Source organism: Streptomyces sp. NBC_01750 (genome assembly GCF_035918095.1).
Taxonomy (GTDB): domain Bacteria; phylum Actinomycetota; class Actinomycetes; order Streptomycetales; family Streptomycetaceae; genus Streptomyces.
The window spans coordinates 7729886-7748649 of sequence record NZ_CP109137.1 but is presented as its reverse complement, the minus strand read 5'-3'; the positions used below and the strand labels follow the sequence as shown (position 1 = coordinate 7748649).

Genomic DNA, 18764 nt, shown 5'->3' with positions numbered 1-18764 from the left:
CGCAGTTCAGCGCACCCTGCCTCGCGGTTTCAGCGCCACCGGCGGCAGTTCGGGAGCAGACAGCCGGTCGCCGTCGTACCCCTTCACCTCGCCGAACCGGGAGCCGGTCATCCAGTCCGAGCGGGCCTGCTCGATCTCCTCATGCGAACGGCCCACGAAGTTCCACCACATGACGATCTCCTCCTCGAAGGGCTCACCGCCGAGAAGCATCAGACCCGCGTCGGATTCGGCACGCAGGGGCAGTTCGGTGCGGCCGCAGCCGAGGTAGAGCATCGAACCGGGCAGCACGGGCACGCCGTCGACATGGGCCTCGCCGGACATGGCGAGCACGGCGTACTCGAAGTCGGGGTCCAGCGGCAGGCTCGTCGCGGCGCCCCGGGCGAGCGCCAGGTCGGCGCCGACGAGCGGGGTGTAGGTGGCGCCGGGCGAGACGGCGCCGTCGAGCCGACCGAGGATGACGGTGGCGGTCAGACCGGGGCCGCTGACCGTCGGCAGGTCCGTGTGGTGCTGGAAGTGCGGCTCGACGTTCCGCTCGGCGCCGGGGAGTGCGACCCAGAGCTGGGCTCCGTGCAGAAAGCGGGCGTGCGGCTTGGGGCTCTCCTCGGAGTGGCTGATCGCCCGGCCGGAGGTCATCAGGCCGAGTTCGCGCGGACGGATCGTCGCCAGGCTGCCGGTGCTGTCACGGTGCAGCACCTCGCCCTCGTGGAGCCAGCTCACGGTCTGGAGTCCCATGTGCGGGTGGGGCGGGACCTGCATGCCGGGCTCGTCGGCGATGTCGTCGGGGCCGTAGTGGTCGACGAAGGCCCAGGCTCCCACCATGCGGCGGCCGAGGTTGGGCAGCAGCCTGCGGACCGCGGTTGATTCGCCGAGCTGGACGTGGCGCGGGCTGAGGAGTTCGCGAACGGGTTCGGCGACGACGAAGCCACGACCGCCGCAGACGGACAGGGCGGCCTGACGATCGAGATTGCTCATGGCGCTCAACCTATTCCTGTACGGGCGCGCGCCGTCAGCCTTCCACGCCCGGAAACGATAGTGGAATATTCAACCACTGGCGTATGTTGAGAACACCGCAGGAAGCAGGCCGAGTCCTTGAGAAGGAGGACAAGTGAACGACACGTACTACGAGTTCGGCACCGCCGCCGAGCGGTGGGACCGCGCACAGCTGTTCTTCGAGGCCAAGGAGTACGTCACGGCGGTCCGCATCCTCGGCGGTCTCGTCGACGAGGCGCCGGAGCAGATCGCGCCGCGGCTGCTGCTCGCCCGTGCCTACTACCACTCCGCGCAACTGCGCAGGGCCGAGGCCGAGCTGCGCGCCGTACTGGAGCTCAGCCCGGTGGAGCACTACGCACGGCTGATGCTGGGCCGCACGCTGGAGCGTCAGGGGCGCGCCGACGACGCCGCGCCGCATCTGCGGCTGGCCGCGGCCATGTCCGGAGAGCTTGTGCCGGAGGCGGTCGACCGGTAGCGCGGTGGCCGGGGCCGTCCGGCGTATCAGACTGGGGTGTTGGTGGGCGGAGGCCGTGATGCCACACCTTCCGAGAAACTCATCAACTCGCCTAACCTTGACGGCATGAAGACCTCCGCCAGGGACCGTGTCCACCGCGTCGGCATCTAGAGCCTGTTGTGAAAGTAGATCTTGGTCGTGAAATGATCACGTGCTGTGGCACGTGGCGATCTGACGGACGAACAATGGGCCCGGTTGGAGCCGTTGTTGCCGAAGGGCAAGAAGTCAGGCCGACCGCCGATATGGCCGAGGCGGCAGCTGATCAACGGCATACGGTGGCGGACCCGGGCAGGAACGCCGTGGCGGGACGTGCCCGAGCGGTACGGGCCGTGGGACCGGGTCTACGACGTGTTCCGGCGCTGGCAACGGGACGGCACCTGGAAGCGCATCTTCACCGCGCTGCAGTCCCAGGCGGACGCGAAGGAGCTGATCACCTGGGATGTCAGCGTCGACTCGACGGTGTGCCGTGCCCATCAGCACGCCGCCGGGCGGTAAAAGGGGGATCTCCAGAGGGAGCCGCCCGGGGGCATCGAGACCGAGCCGGACGACCACGGCCTCGGGCGCTCACGGGGCGGGCTGACCACCAAGGTCCATCTCGCGGTCGAGCAGGGGCAAAAGCCCATGTCGATCGTCATCACGGCCGGGCAGCGCGGGGATTCCCCACAGTTCGAGCCGGTCCTGGAGCGGATCCGAGTGCCCCGGCAGGGGCTGGGGCGTCCACGCAAACGGCCCGACAAGGTGCGCGCCGACAAGGCATACGGATCCCGGAAGAACCGCTCCTACCTGCGCCGACGCGGGATCCGCTGCACGATCCCGGAGAAAAAGGACCAGATCCGCAACCGCAAGAAGCTCGGCTCCCGCGGCGGTCGGCCACCGAGCTTCGACAAGACCCCCTACCGCGAGCGCCACGCGGTCGAGTGCGGCATCAATCGCCTCAAACGCCACCGTTCTGTGGCCACCCGATATGACAAACTCGCGGTCCGCTACGAAGCGACTGTGCTGGTCGCGGCCATCAACGAGTGGCTGTAACCAGCACGGCTGCACCACTGCCTACAGAGTGATCCAGTAGCGGCGCTTGATGCCCGCGTCGGTGGTGCGGACATCCTCCAAGACGCCACCGTTGCGCTCGATGCTGCGCGCCGATCCGACATTGTCGTCGTCGCAGGTGACGAGGACCCGCCCCAGACCGAACGCACGGGCCTCGAGTAGAACCGCCCCAAGGGCCCACGTGGCCAAGCCGCGTCTCCGGGCGGAGGGCCGGATGCTATAGCCGATGTGCCCGCCGACATCGAGCAGAAAGGCGTTCAGATAGTGCCGCAGATCGATGGCTCCCAGATAGCTGTCGCCCTCGACGATCCACCAGTGGGTGGCGTGGACGCGCTCTTCTCCCACGGCAACTGACCTGTCCGACTGCTGCTGCAGTTGCTCAACCCACGCCGAGAAAACCTCGGGGGTGTCGAGGCCGGCTTCAGGTGCGAGACGCAAGCCGGTCCCGTCCTGATGGGCACCTGGAGACCACTCGTCACGCGCCGCGAGCCATGAGGACTGGAGCCGACCTGTGGGTGTGATCAGTTCAGGCATGCGGGCGACGATAACACTCGTTCGTCCCCTGTGATCAGGCATTTTGCGCTGGTCCGGGCCCACGACTGCTCGCGCATCACACCCGCATGACGCGTGATCATCCACAACCAAGATCTACTTTCACAACAGGCCCTAGTCCGCATCTCAGATGACCGTGAGGGAGGCGGACTTGGCGTGAAGCGCCAGGAGGACGACTGCCGCCTCCTCGCCGCCTCGCTCGGCTGGAAGGTCGTGGAGGTGTACGTCGACAACGACGTGACTGCCGCTGACCGCCGGAAGAAGCGTAAGGACTACCTGCGGATGCTGGAGGACGTGAAGTCCGGCCACATCGACGCCATCGTGTCCTGGCACCCGGACCGCCTGTACCACCAGCCCGCAGAGCTGGAGGACCTGATCATCATCGTGGAGGAGCACAAGACCGAGATCGCGACCGTCAAGGCGGGCGACCTCGATCTGAGCACCCCCACAGGCCGCCTCGTGGCCCGGATGCTCGGCGCCATCGCCAGGCGCGGGGTGGAGCACAAGCAGGAGCGCATCCTCCGCAAGGTCCAGGAGCTGGTGGCGACCGGGAAGACGGAGGCGTTGCGGCAGCGGCGCTTCGACAGCCTTCAGGAGAGGCGGGGCCCCCGCTCACAGGCATACGCGGAGTTCGTCACGGCTGGCCAGGAACTGGTGGACTCTTTCTACGGGCAAGCCGATGAGTTCCACGCTCAGTTCGACGCCCTCTACACAAACATCCGCAAGCGCCGTTCCACCGTCGCCGTTGCGGGGCCAGAAGCTGTGGTCCAGGCAGCGGCCGAGCTTGCCAACGAAGTCAGGATGCTGCGGAACAACCTGATGCACGCAAGGGTCGGCCATTTTTTCAACGAAAAGGGCAAGATCGAGAAGCGCCTGGATGCATTCACCAAGGCGGCGCGGACAGCCCTCGAAGACGAGGGCCACCAGACGTAGTCAGTCGTCCAGGTCGATTACGAAGTCCACCACGGTGGAGTCGCCCCGCCGGACGATCGGATAGGCAACCTCAACGATCCTGCCGTTGTCGGCAATGTGGCGCCGGGTGAGACGCAGCACCGGGACTCCGGACCCGATCCGGAGCGTCTCGGCCTCGTGTTCGGTCGGCATGCCGCAGATGAAGGACTCGGTGATCCTCGTGACCCGGATGCCGAGGGAGGCCATCTGGGCCCTCGTCCCTCCCGGCCACGGCTCATGGATCGGGTCTGCGACGGGAGTCCCGTCCACGTCGCTCCAGCGGACGTACGAGGTGCTCATCTGGGTGGGCTGGTCGCTGTCATAGAAGATGAAGTGGCGGGCCAACAGCCGCTCCCCCACCTCGCATTCGAAGAGAGCCGCCAGCTCCGCCGTGGCCGCCACCCGCTCGAACCGCTTGTCGAGCCGGTACTCACTCCAGCCGATGCCCTGGTCCTTGGTGAACGGCGTGGAGGGCGCCCCGACCTTGTTCCGGTACCGGTCGGCCGCCATCCGGTGCACGGGAGGCGTCTTGCGTACGAGGGTTCCGGCTCGGGCCCTGGTCTCGATCATGCCCTCATTGCGGAGCAGGGCAAGGGCGTTGCGGATCGTCGTCTCCGACACCCGGTACTGCTCGGAGAGCGCCGGGAGGGTCGGGAGTTGGTCGCCGGGCCTGAACTCGCCGGAAGAGATACGGCGACGGAGCTCGGCAGCGATCCGCAAGTACTCGGGCTGGGCCACTGAACTACCACCGTTTCGAGTGATCACCGCAATCTGTGCACACATATTGCCCCGTCCCGCTTGACCCGCGCCAACCCACCCCGTTGACACCGACCGGACCGGGATCGTCACGGACGTGAGCGGCGGGACGTACATGCTTCGGCCGCTCACCGGCTTCAGAGAGTGGACCCAGAGCGACTCCGACCGCCTGACGGTCATCGTGCCGCGCGCCAGTCGGCGTGACTGAGCTGTCCCCACCGATCGCCTCGTGAGGAGTTGCCCGTGGAGAGCAGCACGTTCCCCTGGTTGAGCAAACTGACGGACGAGCAGGCGTACGAGTTCCTTGACGAGGTGGTCGAGGCTGCTGAAGGGGCCGAGACCCGCACCGCATTCCTCCGCCCCCTGGACGCACTCGTCCCTCGCTGGGCGGTCACCGCCGAGGCGCTTGCTGTCGTCCAGCAAGCGATGGAGGAGGCCGACCCACCGCAGGAGCCCCCGCCATAGGGAGAGGAGCCCCGGCTGTCCACTCAGGCGGTCGGGGCTCTTTCGTGTGTCAGCCCTGCCCCTGCTCCGCGACGTCATTGCCATCCCGCTCGAACCGGACGTGCCGCCCGTAGTCCCACCGGTAAGACCAGTCCATCTCAGTCGTGATGTTCTTGACGCTCCCTTCGGGCAGATGCTTCATGGCGGCCACGATCGCCGCCTTCGCGGCTGCCTCGTACGCAGCCCGGACCCTCGCGGCCCCTACCGTCGATCCTGCGGTCTGGAGGTCGAAATCCATCGTGATCGTCAGATGCTTCGGTGCGGGTTCCTCGGCCATCGGTCCCCCTTGGTGAATGACAGGGCCGCCAGTATCAACCGCACCACCGGACCGTCGCCATCGAACAGGCGAAAACCCCCAAGTAGACGTGCTTTTCCAAAACTGTGGTGGGCGACTTTGAGGACGTCGACCGGCGGAAGTGATGGGTGGGCCGACAATTGCCGGTCCGTCCTCAGTCGCCGGACGCCGCGGTCACGCCAGCAGCCAGGCGATCAGCGACAGGGAACCCATGGACAGCAGCGTGGACAGCAGGACAGTGTCCCTGGCGAGGTCGGTGTTGAGCCGGTACTCGGACGCGAAGATGAACGCGTTCTGTGCCGTCGGCAGGCCCGCGCACAGCACCACCGCGAACAGCTCGTGCCCGCCGAGACCGAACGCCCAACGGGCGAGTGCGTAGGCGAGCACGGGCTGGACCGCGATCTTGAGCGCGACCAGCACCCGCCGTTCGGTACGGCCTGCCGAGTCGGGCCGCTTCGCGGGTGCGTTGAGAGACATGCCGAGTGCGAACAGGGCGGCGGGCACGGCCGCGCCGCCGAGCATCTGGACCGGCGCGGTCACCTCGGCCGGCAGTCGCCAGCCAAGGGCCGCGACGGTCACCCCGGCGGCGGACGCCGCGATGATGGGGTTGCGCACAGGCAGCTGCAGGATGCGGCCCCATCGGTCGGGCGCCCCGCGCCGTACGTCGAGATCTATGAGGACCAGGATCAGTGGCGTGATGAACAGCGTCTGGAACAGCGCCGCGGCTATGAAGAACGTGGTGTCGTTCAGGACGTGCACGGCCACGGGGATGCCCAGATTGGCCGAGTTGACGTACGCCCCCGCCATCGCGCCTATGGCACGGTCGGCCTGGCGCCGCCGGAACACCCACCGGCCGAGCACCAGGCCGAGCGCGAAGACGATGAGCAGGCTGGCGGCGAACACCGCCACACCCGGACTGGCGAGATCGGACACCCGTGCCCTGGAGAGTGTCAGGAACAGCAGCGCCGGCATGGCGAACGCGAAGGCGAACCGCCCCAGCACGTGCTGCGCCTGAGCGCCGAGCACATCGAACCGGCCGGCGGCCCAACCGACGGCGGTGATCGCCCAGATGGGCAGGAAGCCGGAGAGCACGGTCACCCGGCCAGCATGCATGATCGCGATCATCGCGCCGCGGCCGCCCCCGGCGGCGCTCAGGCATCCAGGAAGTGGAAGCCCGGCCGTGGATGCATCAGGAAGTCGTGGTGCGAGATGTTCCACGCGTACGCCCCGGCCAGCGCGAACACCACACGGTCAGCCGCCCGAAGACCCCCCGCCGGGACCCGGCGGGCCAGGACGTCCTTGGGCGTGCAGAGCTGGCCGGCCAGGGTGACCAGCTCCTGCCTGGCCGCGGCCCGCGGCCAGGGGTGCGGCCAGTCGTCCACCGAAAGCACCGCGCAGGGCTGGTCGTGGCCCTTTGTCGCCGGGGTGCGCAGATGGTGTGTGCCGCCCCGGACGACCGCGAACTCCTCGCCGTGGCTCGGCTTCACGTCGAGCACCTCGGTGGCGTACCAGCCGCAGTACGCGGTCAGCGCGCGGCCCGGCTCGATGCGCAGCGTCAGGCCGGGGTGGGCGGCAGTGAGGCGGGCGAGGCCCGCGCCGTAGGCGGCCCAGTCGAATCGGGCGTCGGGGTCGGTGTAGTCGACGGTCATGCCGCCGCCGACGTTCACCTCGCGCAGGTCGATGCGGTGGCGGGCGGCGAGGTTCGTGGCCCAGGTCACGATGGACTCGGCGGCGGCGAGCTGCTGCGGAGCCCGAAGACCGCTGGCCAGGTGGGCGTGGATGCCGAGCAGCTCGAGGTGTGGGCAGCTGCCGTCGGTGAGGAGGCGGACCGCGTCGTCCGCCTGGGACGGGTCGAGACCGAACGGCGTCGGCCGGCCACCCATGGACAGGGCGCTTGCCTCCAACGAACCGCCGTCCAGAGGAAGATTGAAGCGCAGCAGAACTCCGACGGGCGCGTCACAAGCCCGCCGGGAAGCGAGCTCCGCCAGCATGCGGAGCTCGTACGCGCTCTCGACATGGAAGCGTTCCACGCCCATGTCCAGCGCCGCGGCGATCTCGTCAGGCGTCTTCCCCGGGCCGCCGAAGGCCAGCGGACGCCCTGGAACAGCCTTTGCGACATGGGCGAGTTCGCCGCCCGACGAGACCTCATAGCCGTCCACATACGGGCCGAGTGCGGCCAGGATCTCCGGTTCCGGGTTGGCCTTGGCGGCGTAGTACAGCTCGACTCGCCCGGGCAGCGCCGACCGGATGGACGCGGCATGCTCCCGCAAGGCGCCGAGGTCGTACAGGTAGGCGGGCAGACTCCGGGCCGGGAGGGACAGGGCCCGGTCGCGCACCGGCTCGGTGGGGGCGGTCATCGGGCACTCCGGACGTCGTCGGTTCGGGTCGCTCTGGACAGCATGTCCTCGGCGAACGGGGAAGGAAGGCGGACATAGCCCGCCTCGCGGTCGGCCGTGCGCTCCCAGCGGGTGAGCAGATTGGCCTTGGCGGGCAGCGGCGCGCCGGCCAGCAGGGCGCCGAGGCGGGCAGGGCAGCCGTGCTCGTCCGCGTACTCCTGGAGCGCCCGGCGGACCTGGGCCCACAGCTCTGGTTCGGTCTGTGGGTGCAGATCGGCGAGCGCGGCGAGCATGTCGGATACGTGATTCACCACAAGGCAGTAGACGACTCGGTCCCAGCCGCGCTCGGCGTCGTACGTCAGCGGGCCCGCGACCTCGGGCGACAGCGCGGCGAGGGTCTCGGCGTGGTGCTCGGGGAGGAGTTTGGTGCCTTCCAGATCACGGAAGAGGACCTTGGCGGGTCTGCCGTCGGCGTCGACGCAGACGACGACGTTCTGAAGATGCGGTTCGAGGACGAGGCCGTGGTCGAAGTAGGCGGCCAGGACGGGCGGGAGGAGCAGCGCCAGGTAGTCCCGCCACCATCTCAGGGCGCTGCCGGGGTCCGAGTCCGCAAGAAGCCGGGAGACCTGGGCGGGGCCCGTGGGGTACTCATCGGCGATGGCGGCCGCCAGCAGAGGTGTCGTGCCGGGCCGGAGATGGCCGTCGAGCCCTTCGCGGACGATCACGCCGAAGCCTTCGAGGAGAGTGAGGTCGGGCCGGCCGTCCGGGCCGGGGATGGCGAGGCTGCGGTAGGCGGGCTCGCGGAGCACGCCGCTGCCGGGGAAGCGGGTGGCCAGCTCCGCGAGGGCCGGTCCGAGCAGGCGGGTGAGGGCAACCGCGCCTGCCAGTTCGTAACTGGCGTTCTTGCGCAGGCAGTTGGTGATGCGGACGTTGAGGCTGAACTTCAGGAAGGTCTCCCCGTCGTACAGGGTGCGCACGGACGCGGTGGCGGTGAACAGGCTTCGGCCGCGGCCCAGGTCGAGGATGTCGCGCCGGGCGACGGCCGCCCGCAGCGACGGGTGCCCGTGGAGCAGTTCGTACTGCCAGGGGTGTGCGGGCAGCAGCCGGTATCCCTCGGGCACCGGGTGCAACCGGTCCAGCGGGTCGGTGGCGCCTGGTTCGGCCGACTCCTGGACGGTCAGATGCTCACGTACGGCGAGCATGAGCAGTGGGAAGGCCGCCGCGGCTTCAGGGGCGTAGGCGGACCAGAGGGCCGGGTCGCCGCTGCGGGCCTTCGGGGTGGGGTGGAAGCGGTGGCCGAGTCTGAGGGACTGCTCGGACGCCAGGTAGGTGGCGAGCCGGCCACCGTCAAGGGCGGGACGCGGCGCGGCCAGGGCGGCACGGACGCCCTGATGGCTCGCGTCGACCTGGGCCAGGAATTCGTCGTTGCGCGCGCCGGTACGGAGCGTGAGCTCGGCATGCGTGTACTCGGCGAGGCGGCGCCAGCCGAGCTCGGACCATCCTGTGCGGGTCTGTTCGGCCACCGGGCCCGTGAAGCGGTGCGCTCCGATGAGGGACGTACGGCGCAGGGCCACCCTCAGCAGCACCCCGCGGCGTGGCAGGCGCAGCAGCAGATGGCCGTCGATGACGGCCGTCTCGTGCTCGGGGCCGCAGACCTCGCGGAGAAGACAGTTGAGGAGGGTGTGGGCCACGGCGTCGTCGGCGCCGGGCAGCCCGGTCCGGGCGGCGGAATGGGGGGCTGCAGTGCCCATCGGCAATGACATCAATGGCTCCGGCGGATGCGGCGAGCGGCAGGTGTGTTGTGTGCCGGGCATCGCCCCTCACACCTCCCGCAACAGGTAGTTGGGACCCGTGGTGTAGTGCTTGTTGATGTCGGACGCCCCCGAGCGCTCCTTGGTGAGCAGCGTGCCCGCGGTCACCATCGCCTTGACCGGCAGGCGCGCCGCGTCCAGGACGTGTTCGCGCAGTACGGCGCCGGGCTGCCCCGGCCGGGCCCCGAGCCGCGCCACGGCCTCACCGAGCCGGTCGCGCACGAGACTTAGCAGCCGGTCGAGCGGGGCGCGGCCATGGCGGGCGAGCCCGAAAGCGTACGCCCCCGCGCAGAGATGGACCGTGATGGTGGTGAACAGGTCGACGACCGGCGCGTCCTTGTCCCCGAAGATCCGCGCGTCGTCGAACTCGGACGGATCGGGCGCGTCCGCGCCGAGGGCGGCGCGCATCCGGACGGTGTTGATGCGCGGTCCGTCGTTGTCCTTGAGCAGCAGTCTGAGCCGGGTGCGGCCCGCGTGCTCGTCCAGCACCAGCGAAATGTTCTGCTGGTGGGACTCAAGGGCGATCCCGTACCCGAACAGCGTTGTCTGCCAGTCGAAGAGCAGGCAGAGTACGTCGTCGAGAAGGGCGAGTGGCAGGCCGCCGTGGAAACGGTCGGCGAGATGGTCGATCAGCAGCCGCCCACCGGGGGCTTCGCTCAGCAGGGCCGCCATCGGCACGACGACCGCGTCGTCCAGACCGGCCGGCCAGCGCCGGACCAGTACCGCGAGGAGTTCATGACCGGCGTGGGCGAACCGGCTTTCGTCGGCGAGCAGGATGCGGTCCCGGAAGCGGGGCTCGTGGGCGATCACGGTCTGCAGCAGGCGCTGCACCGCCGCGCCGTCGACGAGTGTGCCGGGCTTGATCGTGCGTCGGTTGCGCATGCCCAACGTGGCTGTGGCCAGGGGCAGTTTGAGATGAATGCGGGGATGCTCGGCCAGGGCCACGGTCCGCATCGACAGGGTCGGCAGGGCCTGAAGGTACGGCCGCTCGGACAGCACCGCCCGGCTGTCGAGTCCGGTGGTGCGCAGTGCCTGCCGCAGTGGTTCGCCCACGGTCAGCGGATGGACGGGGAGGGCGAGGTGGCTGTCGTCGAGGTCCGGCAGACCGAGCGCCGAAGGTGTGGGCCATGGGCCGGCCGGGTCCGCGGAGCCGTTCACGCCCCGTGCGGTGACCGCGTCCTTGGGAAGGGTGATCCAGCGCAGGGCGAATCGGGGGTGGAACTCCGGTGCGTACGCGTGCAGTTGTGGCGCCTTGAGTCCCAGGCGGCCACGCGCCGTGGGGTAGACGGGGTGGTCGAGGCGGGCGGCGAGGGTGTCGTGGGCGAGTCCGCCCGCCAGTCCGGTCCAGTCCGCGGGATCGTTGCCGTACCGGGCGCCGAGCATCGCGATGACCTCGTGGTGCGTGACGGCGTGCAGCCGCAGGGTTGCGAGCGTCTGGCGGCATTCGTCGGCGAGGGCGTCATAACCGTCACGGTCCACGGGATCGGCGAGCGCGCCGAGGGCGGCCAGGATGCCGTCGGCGGTGCTCAGTTCCACGCCGTCGGACTCCCGGCGCAGCAGGGGCAGCCGGGCGCCGGTCTCGTACTGGAATCCGTCCTCGCGAATGGGCAGCTCAAGCGCGTCCCCGTCCGCGGTCCCCAGACGCAGCCAGGCCCCGTCCGGGTGCTCCAGCGCGGTGGAGCGGCTGCGCAGGCCGACGACGTCCTCGCGCAGGAGGGCGCTGAGCAGACGGAGGAGGAGTTCCCTCTCGGCCGGGCCGGCGACTGTGTTCGTCACCGTCACGGGGTGATCTCCCAGCGGTGGGCGGAGACGAAGTCGGTCACGACCCGGTCCACGGTCTTCTGATCGCCGCCGATGGCCCGGACGACGCCGAGGAGATCGCGGTTGGTGCGGTGGAGTTCGTGCCGTTCACCGGTCCGGCGCAGCGGCCGGTAGGTCAACTGAACGTCGCCGAGCGTCAGTTCGGTCGCGGCAGGTGCGGCCGTGAGTGTTCCGGAGCGCTGGGCGCACGGGTAGTCGAGCCGCGCCGCGCCACCGGTCCGTGCCTCCAGGTCCGCCGGCAGCGGCACGCCCAGATGCGTACGGAGGATGTGCTCGAAGAGCGGGACGTCCAGCAGCCGGGCGAGGAGCAGGTCGCACTGATCCCCGATGGCACGGTAGTTGACCTCGATGATGCGCGCGCGTCCTTCGTGCACGACGAACTCGGTGTGGCAGGCGCCGAGTCCGACGCCGAGGGCGTCCAGCCGGGCAAGGACCTGCGCGACGACGGGCTCCGGGTGGGCCTCTACGTAGGTCAGGCGCTCCTCGATGAAGTACGGCGGTGGGGACAACGCGGTATGGAAGCCGCCCAGCACATGAAGGACACGGCCGTCGCCGAGTGTCTCCAGGGTGTACAGCTCCCCGGGCAAGTACTCCTCCACCACCAGGGAGGCTCCCGGCCGGTGTGCCCGGATCTCCTTGCACCGCAGCACAAGGTCCCCGGGCCCCTCGACCAGGACGACGTCCTCGCTGGCCACACCCTCGCGCGGCTTGATGACGCACGGGTACGGCAGATCGAGTGCGGCCAGGGCGGTTACCGGGTCCTGCCCGGCGGCGAGTTCCACCGACCGGACGGTGTCCTGGCCGGCGGCGGCGAGGTGGCGGCGCATCTCCGCCTTGTCCTTGGTGCGCAGCGCGGCCTGCCAGCTTTTGGCGGGGAGGCCGAAGTAGTCGGCTGCCAGGGCGGTCTGGGTTTGCAGATGGTCGCTGTTGCTGAAGACGGCGTCCGGCGGGCGGTGGGCCGAGATCCGGGTGATGACCGCGCGGAAGTCGCGCACGTCGCACTCGAGGAGCTCGATGTCCGGGCAGGCGGCCCGGTGCGCCTCGGGCTGGTCGGTGAGCAGCGTGATGTCGAGGCCGAGCCGGCGGGCGGCGGGGAGGAATCCCTCGGTGACCGAGTCGGTCGGGTTGAGGGCAAGCAGGTACAGCTGCATGAGGGGATCACTTCCGCGCACAAGGTGGGACCGGCCGAGAAGGTGACCCATTCTTCCGGGACACGACGGAGAGCCTAAGTTAGGCATACCTAACTCTGTCAATTCGTCGCCACGCGGCCCCGGTTCACAGTCAAGCACTTCATTGTGGTTAAGGTGAGCCTTGCCTTATTTCCATGTGGCCTCCCCTGTGATCTCTGTGTCCGCTCCTGGTGTTGAGGAGTACCCGTGACCCTGGCCCCGGCATTTCCCCTGGCCGGACCCGCCGTGAGCTGCTCCGCCCTGCTCTCCTCGACATACCGGGGGCTTACCGCGCTCTGCGAGGCGTTGAGCGTGGACGTCGTATCCCCCTCCTCGTCGGCCGCCCAAGGGTGGGCCGACGGCGCCGAACTGGCGGAGCGTCCGGAGTTCCTCGACGCTTTTCTCGACGCCGAGGCTCGGCGTATCCAGGAACGTCACGGACACACGGCTCGGCAGGATGTCGCCGCGTCCCGTGCGCTGCACGACTACCTGTGGTCCGTCTGCCTGTTGATGAGCGGCCCCTGGTACCTGGAGCGGCGTGTGCCGCGGATCCGCCCGCGCGACGTCCGGATCAGTCTCACCACCGGAGCGTTCGGCATTGTCCCCGGCGGCTTCGCCTGTCTCCCCGACGACCCGGCGGCCTCTCTCCCCGGGGCCCGGGTACTGGCACACGAGGAGGCGCTGCGGGCGGAGTTGCGCTCCGCGGTCGCCGACCACGTACGGCAGCTGCTCGCCGCGATCGGCCCGCAGGCGCGGCGCGGGCCGCGGGCGCTGTGGGGCATGGTCGGCGACGACCTGGTCTCCGGCATCTGGTACCTCGGCCGCATGCTGGACCAGGAGGAGCGTGCCGTGCGGGCAGCCGGCGAGTTGCTTCCGGGACCCGTGGCACCCTTCCCCGGCGGCGCCGGCTTCCGTCGGCTGACGGGCCGGGAAGGGCAGTCGTATCCCACCCGGACCCGTCTCGGCTGCTGTCTCTACTACTCGATCCGCCCTGCCGAGGCGTGCGGCACCTGCCCGCGAACCTGTGACACCGAGCGGCTGCGCAGGCTCGAGGGCGACGCACCCGCCCATGCCGGTGCGTCAGTGCCGGTATGAACGCCGGTGTCGGTGCCGGCGTGTCTCCAGCGGCGCGAAGGGCCGTGAACAGCCCGTTCAGGACGTACTGCGCGGTCTTGCGAGGCAACGGGCTCAGCCGCGGTACGTCTCCAGCAGCCGCAGCCAGACCTCGCTGATCGTCGGGTAGGCGGGTACGGCGTGCCACAGCCGGTCGATCGGTACCTCGCCCGCGACCGCCACCGTCGCCGAGTGCAGCAGTTCCCCGACTCCCGGACCCACGAAGGTGACGCCGAGCAGGATCTCGCGGTCCAGATCGACGACCATCCGGGCACGGCCGCGGTAGCCGTCGACGTACAGGCCCGCCCCGGCGACCGATGCGATGTCGTAGTCGACGGCGCGTACCCGGTGGCCGGCGGCCTCGGCCTCGGCGTACGAGAGGCCCACGGCAGCGGCCTCCGGGTCGGTGAAGACGACCTGCGGGACCGCCGCACGGTCGGCGGTCGCGGCGTGCGCACCCCAGCGGTCCGTCTCCAGCAGCGGAACCTTCCGGGCCCTGGCCCCGATGGCGGCTCCCGCGATACGGGCCTGGTACTTGCCCTGGTGGGTGAGGAGCGCCCGGTGGTTCACATCACCGACCGCGTACAGCCAGTTGCTGCCGTCGACGAGGCAGCTGTCGTCGACGGGCAGCCATGAGCCAGGCTCCAGGCCCACCGTCTCCAGGCCGAGGTCATCCGTGCGCGGAGCGCGGCCGGTCGCGAAGAGCACCTCGTCGGCCTCGATCCGTTCACCGCCGTCCAGGACGAGGGTGACGGGGCCGGAGCCGTCGGAACGTTTCACGGAGGCGACGGAGGTCCGTGTACGGATCCGGGCGCCGGCCTCGGTCATCGCGTCGGCCACATGCTCGCCGACGAAGGGTTCCATCCGGGGCAGCAGGCCCCCGCCGCGCACCAGCATGGTGATCTGCGAGCCGAGTGCCTGCCAGGCGGTGGCCATCTCCACTCCGACCACTCCCCCGCCGACGACCGCGAGCCGCGGCGGCACGCGCTGGGCGCTGGTCGCCTCGCGGCTGGTCCAGGCCTTGGCGCCGGCCAGGCCCGGGACGTCGGGCAGGACGGCGCGGCTGCCGGTGGCCACGGCGACGGCATGCCGGGCGGTCAGCACATGGTGCTCGCCCTCGGGGCCCTCCACGACGACCTTCTTCGGTCCGTTCAGCCGGCCCTGTCCGCGGTAGAGGCGGGCGCCGATCGAGTCCATCCAGTTGACCTGGCCGTCGTCCTTCCAGTGGGAGGTCTCCTCGTCACGGTGGGCGAGGACGGCTTCCGCGTCGAGCGGTCCCTGTACGGCCTGGCGCACACCCGGGACCCTGCGCGCGTCGGCGCGGGTGATCACCGGGCGCAGCAGCGCCTTGCTCGGCATGCACGCCCAGTACGAGCACTCACCACCGACGAGCTCGCTCTCCACGACCGCGGCACTCAGTCCTGCCGCTCTGACCCGGTCCGCAACGTTCTCCCCGGCGGGGCCGCTGCCCACGACCACAACGTCGTACTCCACAGGTTCCGTCATAGAGCCAGTCTGGTGCCGGGTGTGCCTCCTGGCCACATGGGCAGAGGAGGAATAGCACGGCCCTGGGCACCGTTGTCGGGGGCGAGTCCGTCGGACATCAGGAAGAGGTAGTACGTCATGAGCACTGTTGAGCTCACCAAGGAAAACTTCGATCAGGTCGTAACCGACAGCGACTTCATTCTGATCGACTTCTGGGCTTCCTGGTGTGGTCCTTGCCGACAGTTCGCCCCTGTCTACGAAGGTGCTGCGGAGCGCCACACCGACCTGGTGTTCGCGAAGGTCGACACGGAGGCTCAGCAGGAGCTCGCCGCCGCCTTCGAGATCCGCTCCATCCCCACCCTGATGATCGTTCGTGACAATGTCGCGGTCTTCGCCCAGCCCGGCGCGCTGCCCGAGGCCGCACTCGAGGACGTGATCGGTCAGGCGCGCGCGCTGGACATGGACGAGGTCCGCAAGACGATCGAAGAGGCACAGCCCGCCGCTGCCGAGACGGAGCCCTCGGCCGAGGCCTGACAGAGTCCGGCCCTGACAGAGTCCGGCTCAGCGCTCGAGGACCAGGGCGAGACCCTGGCCCACGCCGATGCAGAGGGCGGCGAGGCCGGTTCCGGAACCCGCGGCCGCGAGCTGATGGGCGACGGAGCCGGCCAGTCGCGCGCCAGAGGCGCCCAGCGGGTGACCGATGGCGATGGCGCCGCCGCGCGGGTTGACCAGGGACGGGTCCAGCTCCGGCCATTCGGCGAGGCAGCCGAGCGACTGGGCGGCGAAGGCCTCGTTCAGCTCAAAGGTGGTCAGGTCGGCGAACGACGCGCCGGCCTTGGCCAGCGCCCGGTGGACCGCCTCGACCGGGCCGAGGCCGAAGAGCTGCGGCTCGATACCGGTGACGGCGGACGTACGGATCCTGGCGAGCGGCTCACGGCCGGTCGCGCGCAGCCCCTCCTCGTCGACGAGAAGCAGGGCGGCGGCCCCGTCGTTGAGCGGCGAGGAGTTGCCCGCCGTCACAGCGCCGTCCGCACAGAAGGACGGCTTCAGCCTGGCCAGCGCCTCCATGGACGTGGAGTCGCGGATGCACTCGTCGCGTGCCAGGTCCACTCCGTCGTACGGGACGACCTCACCGTCGTACAGCCCCTTGTCCCAGGCCTCGGCGGCCTTCTGGTGGCTGGCGAGCGCGAAGGCGTCCTGCTGTTCGCGGGTGATGCCGTGTTTCCTGGCAACGAGTTCGGCGCTCTCACCGAGCGGAATGGTCCACTCGGCGGGCATTCGCGGGTTGGTCATACGCCAGCCCAGAGTGGTCGAGTGCAGCTGCTGGTGGGCGGCCGGGAAGGCCCGCTCGGGCTTCTGCAGCACCCAGGGCGCGCGGGACATCGACTCCACGCCGCCCGCGATCGCGATCGACGCGTCGCCGAGCGCGATCGCGCGCGCGGCTTGAATGACGGCCTCCAGGCCAGAGCCGCACAGGCGGTTGACGGTGACGCCGGGGACGGAGACGGGCAGCCCGGCGAGGAGAACTGCCATACGCGCGACGTCGCGGTTGTCCTCTCCAGCGCCGTTGGCGTCGCCGAAGACCACATCGTCGATACGGGCCGGGTCCAGCTCCGGGGCACGGTCCACCAGTGCCCTGACGACACGCGCCGCCAGATCGTCGGGACGTACGGAGGAGAGCGCGCCCCCGAACTTGCCGATCGGGGTGCGGACGGCGTCGACTATGTAGACGTCGCGGATGCTCATCGGATGTCTCCCAGTGCCCGGGCTGTTCGGCTATTGCCTGGTGAACGATGGTTCACACATGCCTCGCCCGAGTCTCTGCCGGGTGCTGTCCGCTGTCAACGGCCGGAGGAAGCGCTGCCAACGGCTGGAGGAACCGCTGTCGACGGCCGGAGGAACCCGCCGTAACGCGGCCACCGGCAATGGCGGGATGTCAGGTGTCCCGCGCGTCGAGAACTCTCGCCGAGAGCCCGTAGTCCAGCTCGAACCCGTCCACCAGCAGCGCCTCGACCGTGCGCGTCGCCGGATCGATGTCGGCCTCCACGCCGTCGCCCGCGTAGCGCGGGTACCCGGAGGATCCGTACTCGCCCGTCGCGGCCACGACCGCCGAGCGGATGGCACTCCGGGCGAGCGATGCCACATCGTCGCCCTCGATGTGCTCGGGCACCAGCAGGATCTCGAAACGCTGCGGATCAGTACTCATGCAAGCGACGCTAGACACGCCCCGCCCGGCCCGCATGTCGTTCTTGGCGGACCGGACGACGTCCTCGGCACGCGGGGTCAGCTGGACTCGCGGTGGACGGCCCGCGTCACCATCAGATCGTGCCGCTCCGGCTCGGCGCCGGGGTCCCGTACGACCCGGTCGACGAGTTCGGCCAGGCGCTGACCGGTGACCAGGTCGATCTGCACCGTGCTCAGACGCGGCCGCAACAGCCTGCCCAGCAGCAGATCGTCGGCGCCCACCACCGCGGTCTCTCGCGGGACCTCGATGCCCGCGTCCTGGAGGGCACGCATCAGGAGCATGGCGTACTCGTCGTTGTAGGCGTAGACCGCATCGAGGCCCAGTTGCCGCCAGCGGGCGGCGAGTGCGCCGGCCGACGCCTCGTCGTACGCCAGGGACAGCGGTTCGATCCGGGCGCCGGTCCGCACGGCGGCCTCGGTCGCACCCACGAGCCGGGGTTGGGAGAAGAGCTTGCGGCCGGGTTCCTCGGGCATCACGACACCGATGTCGCGGCAGCCACGGCCGATCAGATGCGTGGCCGCGCAGCCGCCGATCTCCCGCTGGTCCATGACGAGGGAGTGCGCGCCGTCGACGCGTTCGGGTCCAAGCGTTATGACGGCCTTCGCGCCGGAGCGTTTGAGGAGGTCTACGCCCTGCGAGGTGAGCGCGACCTCGCCGAGCGAGACGACCGCGACGGGCCTCAGTTCGGCCCAGGCGCGGGCGGCCTCGTCGCCCTCGAGGCCGAGGCTGCCGTACTGGACGACGGTGTAGTCGAGACGGCGCAGCGCCCACTGGAGTTCGTTGAAGAAGCGGTTGTAGAGCGGGCTGACCGAGACATGGGCGGTGGGCAGCAGGACCATCCGGGTGTGCCCGGCGCGCAGGCTGCGGGCCGCGGCGTGCGGCACATAGCCCAGTTCCTCGGCGGCCTCGCGGACCCGCCGCCGGGTGGGCTCACTGATCCGGACGGCCGATGTGTTGTTGAGTACGTACGAGACGGTGGCGCGCGAAACTCCGGCCAGCCGGGCGACATCGGCACTGGTGGGGACAGGGCGTTCTGCGGACTGCTTGGGTGTCTGGCTCATCGCCCTCGGCATCCTTCCAGACCAGTTCCGCACCGGATTTCGCGGATGGCCGGAAACGAGTGCCGTACCGTGTTTACACGAGTCATCACCACCTGTCGCACGGCTCGCCGCGTC

Annotated in this window: 18 protein-coding genes and 1 pseudogene; 6 read left to right on the top strand and 13 right to left on the bottom strand. The window is 69.8% G+C overall.

All coding sequences use genetic code 11. The features are described from left to right. Positions 1–6 precede the first annotated feature (6 nt). A complete protein-coding gene (locus OG966_RS35025; RefSeq protein WP_326654082.1) occupies positions 7–972 on the bottom strand; it encodes a pirin family protein in 966 nt (321 codons plus the stop codon). A gap of 133 nt (positions 973–1105) precedes the next feature. Between OG966_RS35025 and OG966_RS35020 the strand changes: the two genes are divergently transcribed. After that, the gene (locus OG966_RS35020) at positions 1106–1465 is read left to right on the top strand and encodes a tetratricopeptide repeat protein (protein ID WP_326654081.1); all 360 of its coding nucleotides are present in this window, start codon (positions 1106–1108) and stop codon (positions 1463–1465) included. A gap of 195 nt (positions 1466–1660) precedes the next feature. Then, positions 1661–2533 (top strand): annotated as a pseudogene (locus OG966_RS35015) (IS5 family transposase). Between the two features lie 21 nt (positions 2534–2554). Here the strand turns inward: OG966_RS35015 and OG966_RS35010 are convergent. Further along, positions 2555–3085, bottom strand: coding sequence for a GNAT family N-acetyltransferase (locus OG966_RS35010; RefSeq protein WP_326654080.1), 531 nt, complete (start codon positions 3083–3085; stop codon positions 2555–2557). A 93-nt stretch (positions 3086–3178) separates the two neighbouring features. Here OG966_RS35010 and OG966_RS35005 point away from each other — a divergent pair, with 93 nt between their 5' ends. Then, positions 3179–4036 (top strand): recombinase family protein, encoded by an 858-nt coding sequence (locus OG966_RS35005; protein ID WP_326654079.1) that lies wholly within the window; start codon positions 3179–3181, stop codon positions 4034–4036. On the opposite strand, the gene OG966_RS35000 is transcribed toward OG966_RS35005, so the two are convergent. Beyond that, complete coding sequence (locus tag OG966_RS35000) at positions 4037–4792, bottom strand: GntR family transcriptional regulator (RefSeq protein ID WP_326654078.1); 756 nt, start codon at positions 4790–4792, stop codon at positions 4037–4039. 261 nt (positions 4793–5053) lie between these two features. Between OG966_RS35000 and OG966_RS34995 the strand changes: the two genes are divergently transcribed. Continuing rightward, on the top strand, positions 5054–5275 hold the full coding sequence (locus tag OG966_RS34995; RefSeq protein ID WP_326654077.1) for a hypothetical protein: 222 nt from the start codon (positions 5054–5056) through the stop codon (positions 5273–5275). 49 nt (positions 5276–5324) lie between these two features. Here OG966_RS34995 and OG966_RS34990 read toward each other — a convergent pair whose 3' ends face one another. The 6 genes from OG966_RS34990 to OG966_RS34965 form a co-directional block, all read right to left on the bottom strand. Then, on the bottom strand, positions 5325–5591 hold the full coding sequence (locus OG966_RS34990) for a hypothetical protein (protein ID WP_326654076.1): 267 nt from the start codon (positions 5589–5591) through the stop codon (positions 5325–5327). A gap of 192 nt (positions 5592–5783) precedes the next feature. Beyond that, positions 5784–6722: an AEC family transporter gene (locus tag OG966_RS34985; RefSeq protein ID WP_326654075.1), complete on the bottom strand. Its 939-nt coding sequence runs from the start codon at positions 6720–6722 to the stop codon at positions 5784–5786. A 38-nt stretch (positions 6723–6760) separates the two neighbouring features. Further along, positions 6761–7966: a type III PLP-dependent enzyme gene (locus tag OG966_RS34980; RefSeq protein WP_326654074.1), complete on the bottom strand. Its 1206-nt coding sequence runs from the start codon at positions 7964–7966 to the stop codon at positions 6761–6763. Then, positions 7963–9696, bottom strand: coding sequence for an IucA/IucC family protein (locus tag OG966_RS34975; protein ID WP_326654073.1), 1734 nt, complete (start codon positions 9694–9696; stop codon positions 7963–7965). Before OG966_RS34975 ends, OG966_RS34980 begins: the two co-directional genes overlap by 4 nt. 69 nt (positions 9697–9765) lie before the next feature. Continuing rightward, the gene (locus OG966_RS34970) at positions 9766–11532 is read right to left on the bottom strand and encodes an IucA/IucC family protein (protein WP_326654072.1); all 1767 of its coding nucleotides are present in this window, start codon (positions 11530–11532) and stop codon (positions 9766–9768) included. Between the two features lie 2 nt (positions 11533–11534). Next, a complete protein-coding gene (locus OG966_RS34965; RefSeq protein ID WP_326654071.1) occupies positions 11535–12728 on the bottom strand; it encodes an ATP-grasp domain-containing protein in 1194 nt (397 codons plus the stop codon). 225 nt (positions 12729–12953) lie between these two features. Between OG966_RS34965 and OG966_RS34960 the strand changes: the two genes are divergently transcribed. After that, complete coding sequence (locus tag OG966_RS34960; protein WP_326654070.1) at positions 12954–13841, top strand: (2Fe-2S)-binding protein; 888 nt, start codon at positions 12954–12956, stop codon at positions 13839–13841. Between the two features lie 93 nt (positions 13842–13934). Here the strand turns inward: OG966_RS34960 and OG966_RS34955 are convergent, their stop codons facing one another. After that, on the bottom strand, positions 13935–15365 hold the full coding sequence (locus OG966_RS34955; protein ID WP_326654069.1) for a dihydrolipoyl dehydrogenase family protein: 1431 nt from the start codon (positions 15363–15365) through the stop codon (positions 13935–13937). Positions 15366–15482: 117 nt separating this feature from the next. Between OG966_RS34955 and trxA the strand changes: the two genes are divergently transcribed. Further along, positions 15483–15878 carry a thioredoxin gene (gene trxA / locus OG966_RS34950; protein ID WP_326654068.1) on the top strand — a complete coding sequence of 132 codons (396 nt, stop codon included), beginning with the start codon at positions 15483–15485 and terminating at the stop codon, positions 15876–15878. 27 nt (positions 15879–15905) lie between these two features. Here the strand turns inward: trxA and OG966_RS34945 are convergent, their stop codons facing one another. From OG966_RS34945 to OG966_RS34935, 3 genes are all read right to left on the bottom strand, one after another. After that, positions 15906–17090, bottom strand: a complete 1185-nt coding sequence (locus OG966_RS34945) for a thiolase family protein (protein ID WP_326654067.1) — start codon at positions 17088–17090, stop codon at positions 15906–15908. A 190-nt stretch (positions 17091–17280) separates the two neighbouring features. Further along, positions 17281–17550: a hypothetical protein gene (locus OG966_RS34940; RefSeq protein ID WP_326654066.1), complete on the bottom strand. Its 270-nt coding sequence runs from the start codon at positions 17548–17550 to the stop codon at positions 17281–17283. 77 nt (positions 17551–17627) lie between these two features. Then, positions 17628–18650 carry a LacI family DNA-binding transcriptional regulator gene (locus OG966_RS34935; RefSeq protein WP_326654065.1) on the bottom strand — a complete coding sequence of 341 codons (1023 nt, stop codon included), beginning with the start codon at positions 18648–18650 and terminating at the stop codon, positions 17628–17630. Positions 18651–18764 lie beyond the last annotated feature (114 nt).

What these genes read in the sequence shown, in the direction of transcription:
- OG966_RS34990 (WP_326654076.1), bottom strand. Translation starts at nt 5,591, where the DNA reads ATGGCCGAGGAACCCGCACCGAAGCATCTGACGATCACGATGGATTTC.
- OG966_RS34980 (WP_326654074.1), bottom strand. Translation starts at nt 7,966, where the DNA reads ATGACCGCCCCCACCGAGCCGGTGCGCGACCGGGCCCTGTCCCTCCCG.
- OG966_RS34935 (WP_326654065.1), bottom strand. Translation starts at nt 18,650, where the DNA reads ATGAGCCAGACACCCAAGCAGTCCGCAGAACGCCCTGTCCCCACCAGT.
- OG966_RS34955 (WP_326654069.1), bottom strand. Translation starts at nt 15,365, where the DNA reads ATGACGGAACCTGTGGAGTACGACGTTGTGGTCGTGGGCAGCGGCCCC.
- trxA (WP_326654068.1), top strand. Translation starts at nt 15,483, where the DNA reads ATGAGCACTGTTGAGCTCACCAAGGAAAACTTCGATCAGGTCGTAACC.
- OG966_RS35025 (WP_326654082.1), bottom strand. Translation starts at nt 972, where the DNA reads ATGAGCAATCTCGATCGTCAGGCCGCCCTGTCCGTCTGCGGCGGTCGT.
- OG966_RS34965 (WP_326654071.1), bottom strand. Translation starts at nt 12,728, where the DNA reads ATGCAGCTGTACCTGCTTGCCCTCAACCCGACCGACTCGGTCACCGAG.
- OG966_RS34940 (WP_326654066.1), bottom strand. Translation starts at nt 17,550, where the DNA reads ATGAGTACTGATCCGCAGCGTTTCGAGATCCTGCTGGTGCCCGAGCAC.
- OG966_RS35010 (WP_326654080.1), bottom strand. Translation starts at nt 3,085, where the DNA reads ATGCCTGAACTGATCACACCCACAGGTCGGCTCCAGTCCTCATGGCTC.
- OG966_RS34945 (WP_326654067.1), bottom strand. Translation starts at nt 17,090, where the DNA reads ATGAGCATCCGCGACGTCTACATAGTCGACGCCGTCCGCACCCCGATC.
- OG966_RS34985 (WP_326654075.1), bottom strand. Translation starts at nt 6,722, where the DNA reads ATGCATGCTGGCCGGGTGACCGTGCTCTCCGGCTTCCTGCCCATCTGG.
- OG966_RS34975 (WP_326654073.1), bottom strand. Translation starts at nt 9,696, where the DNA reads ATGGGCACTGCAGCCCCCCATTCCGCCGCCCGGACCGGGCTGCCCGGC.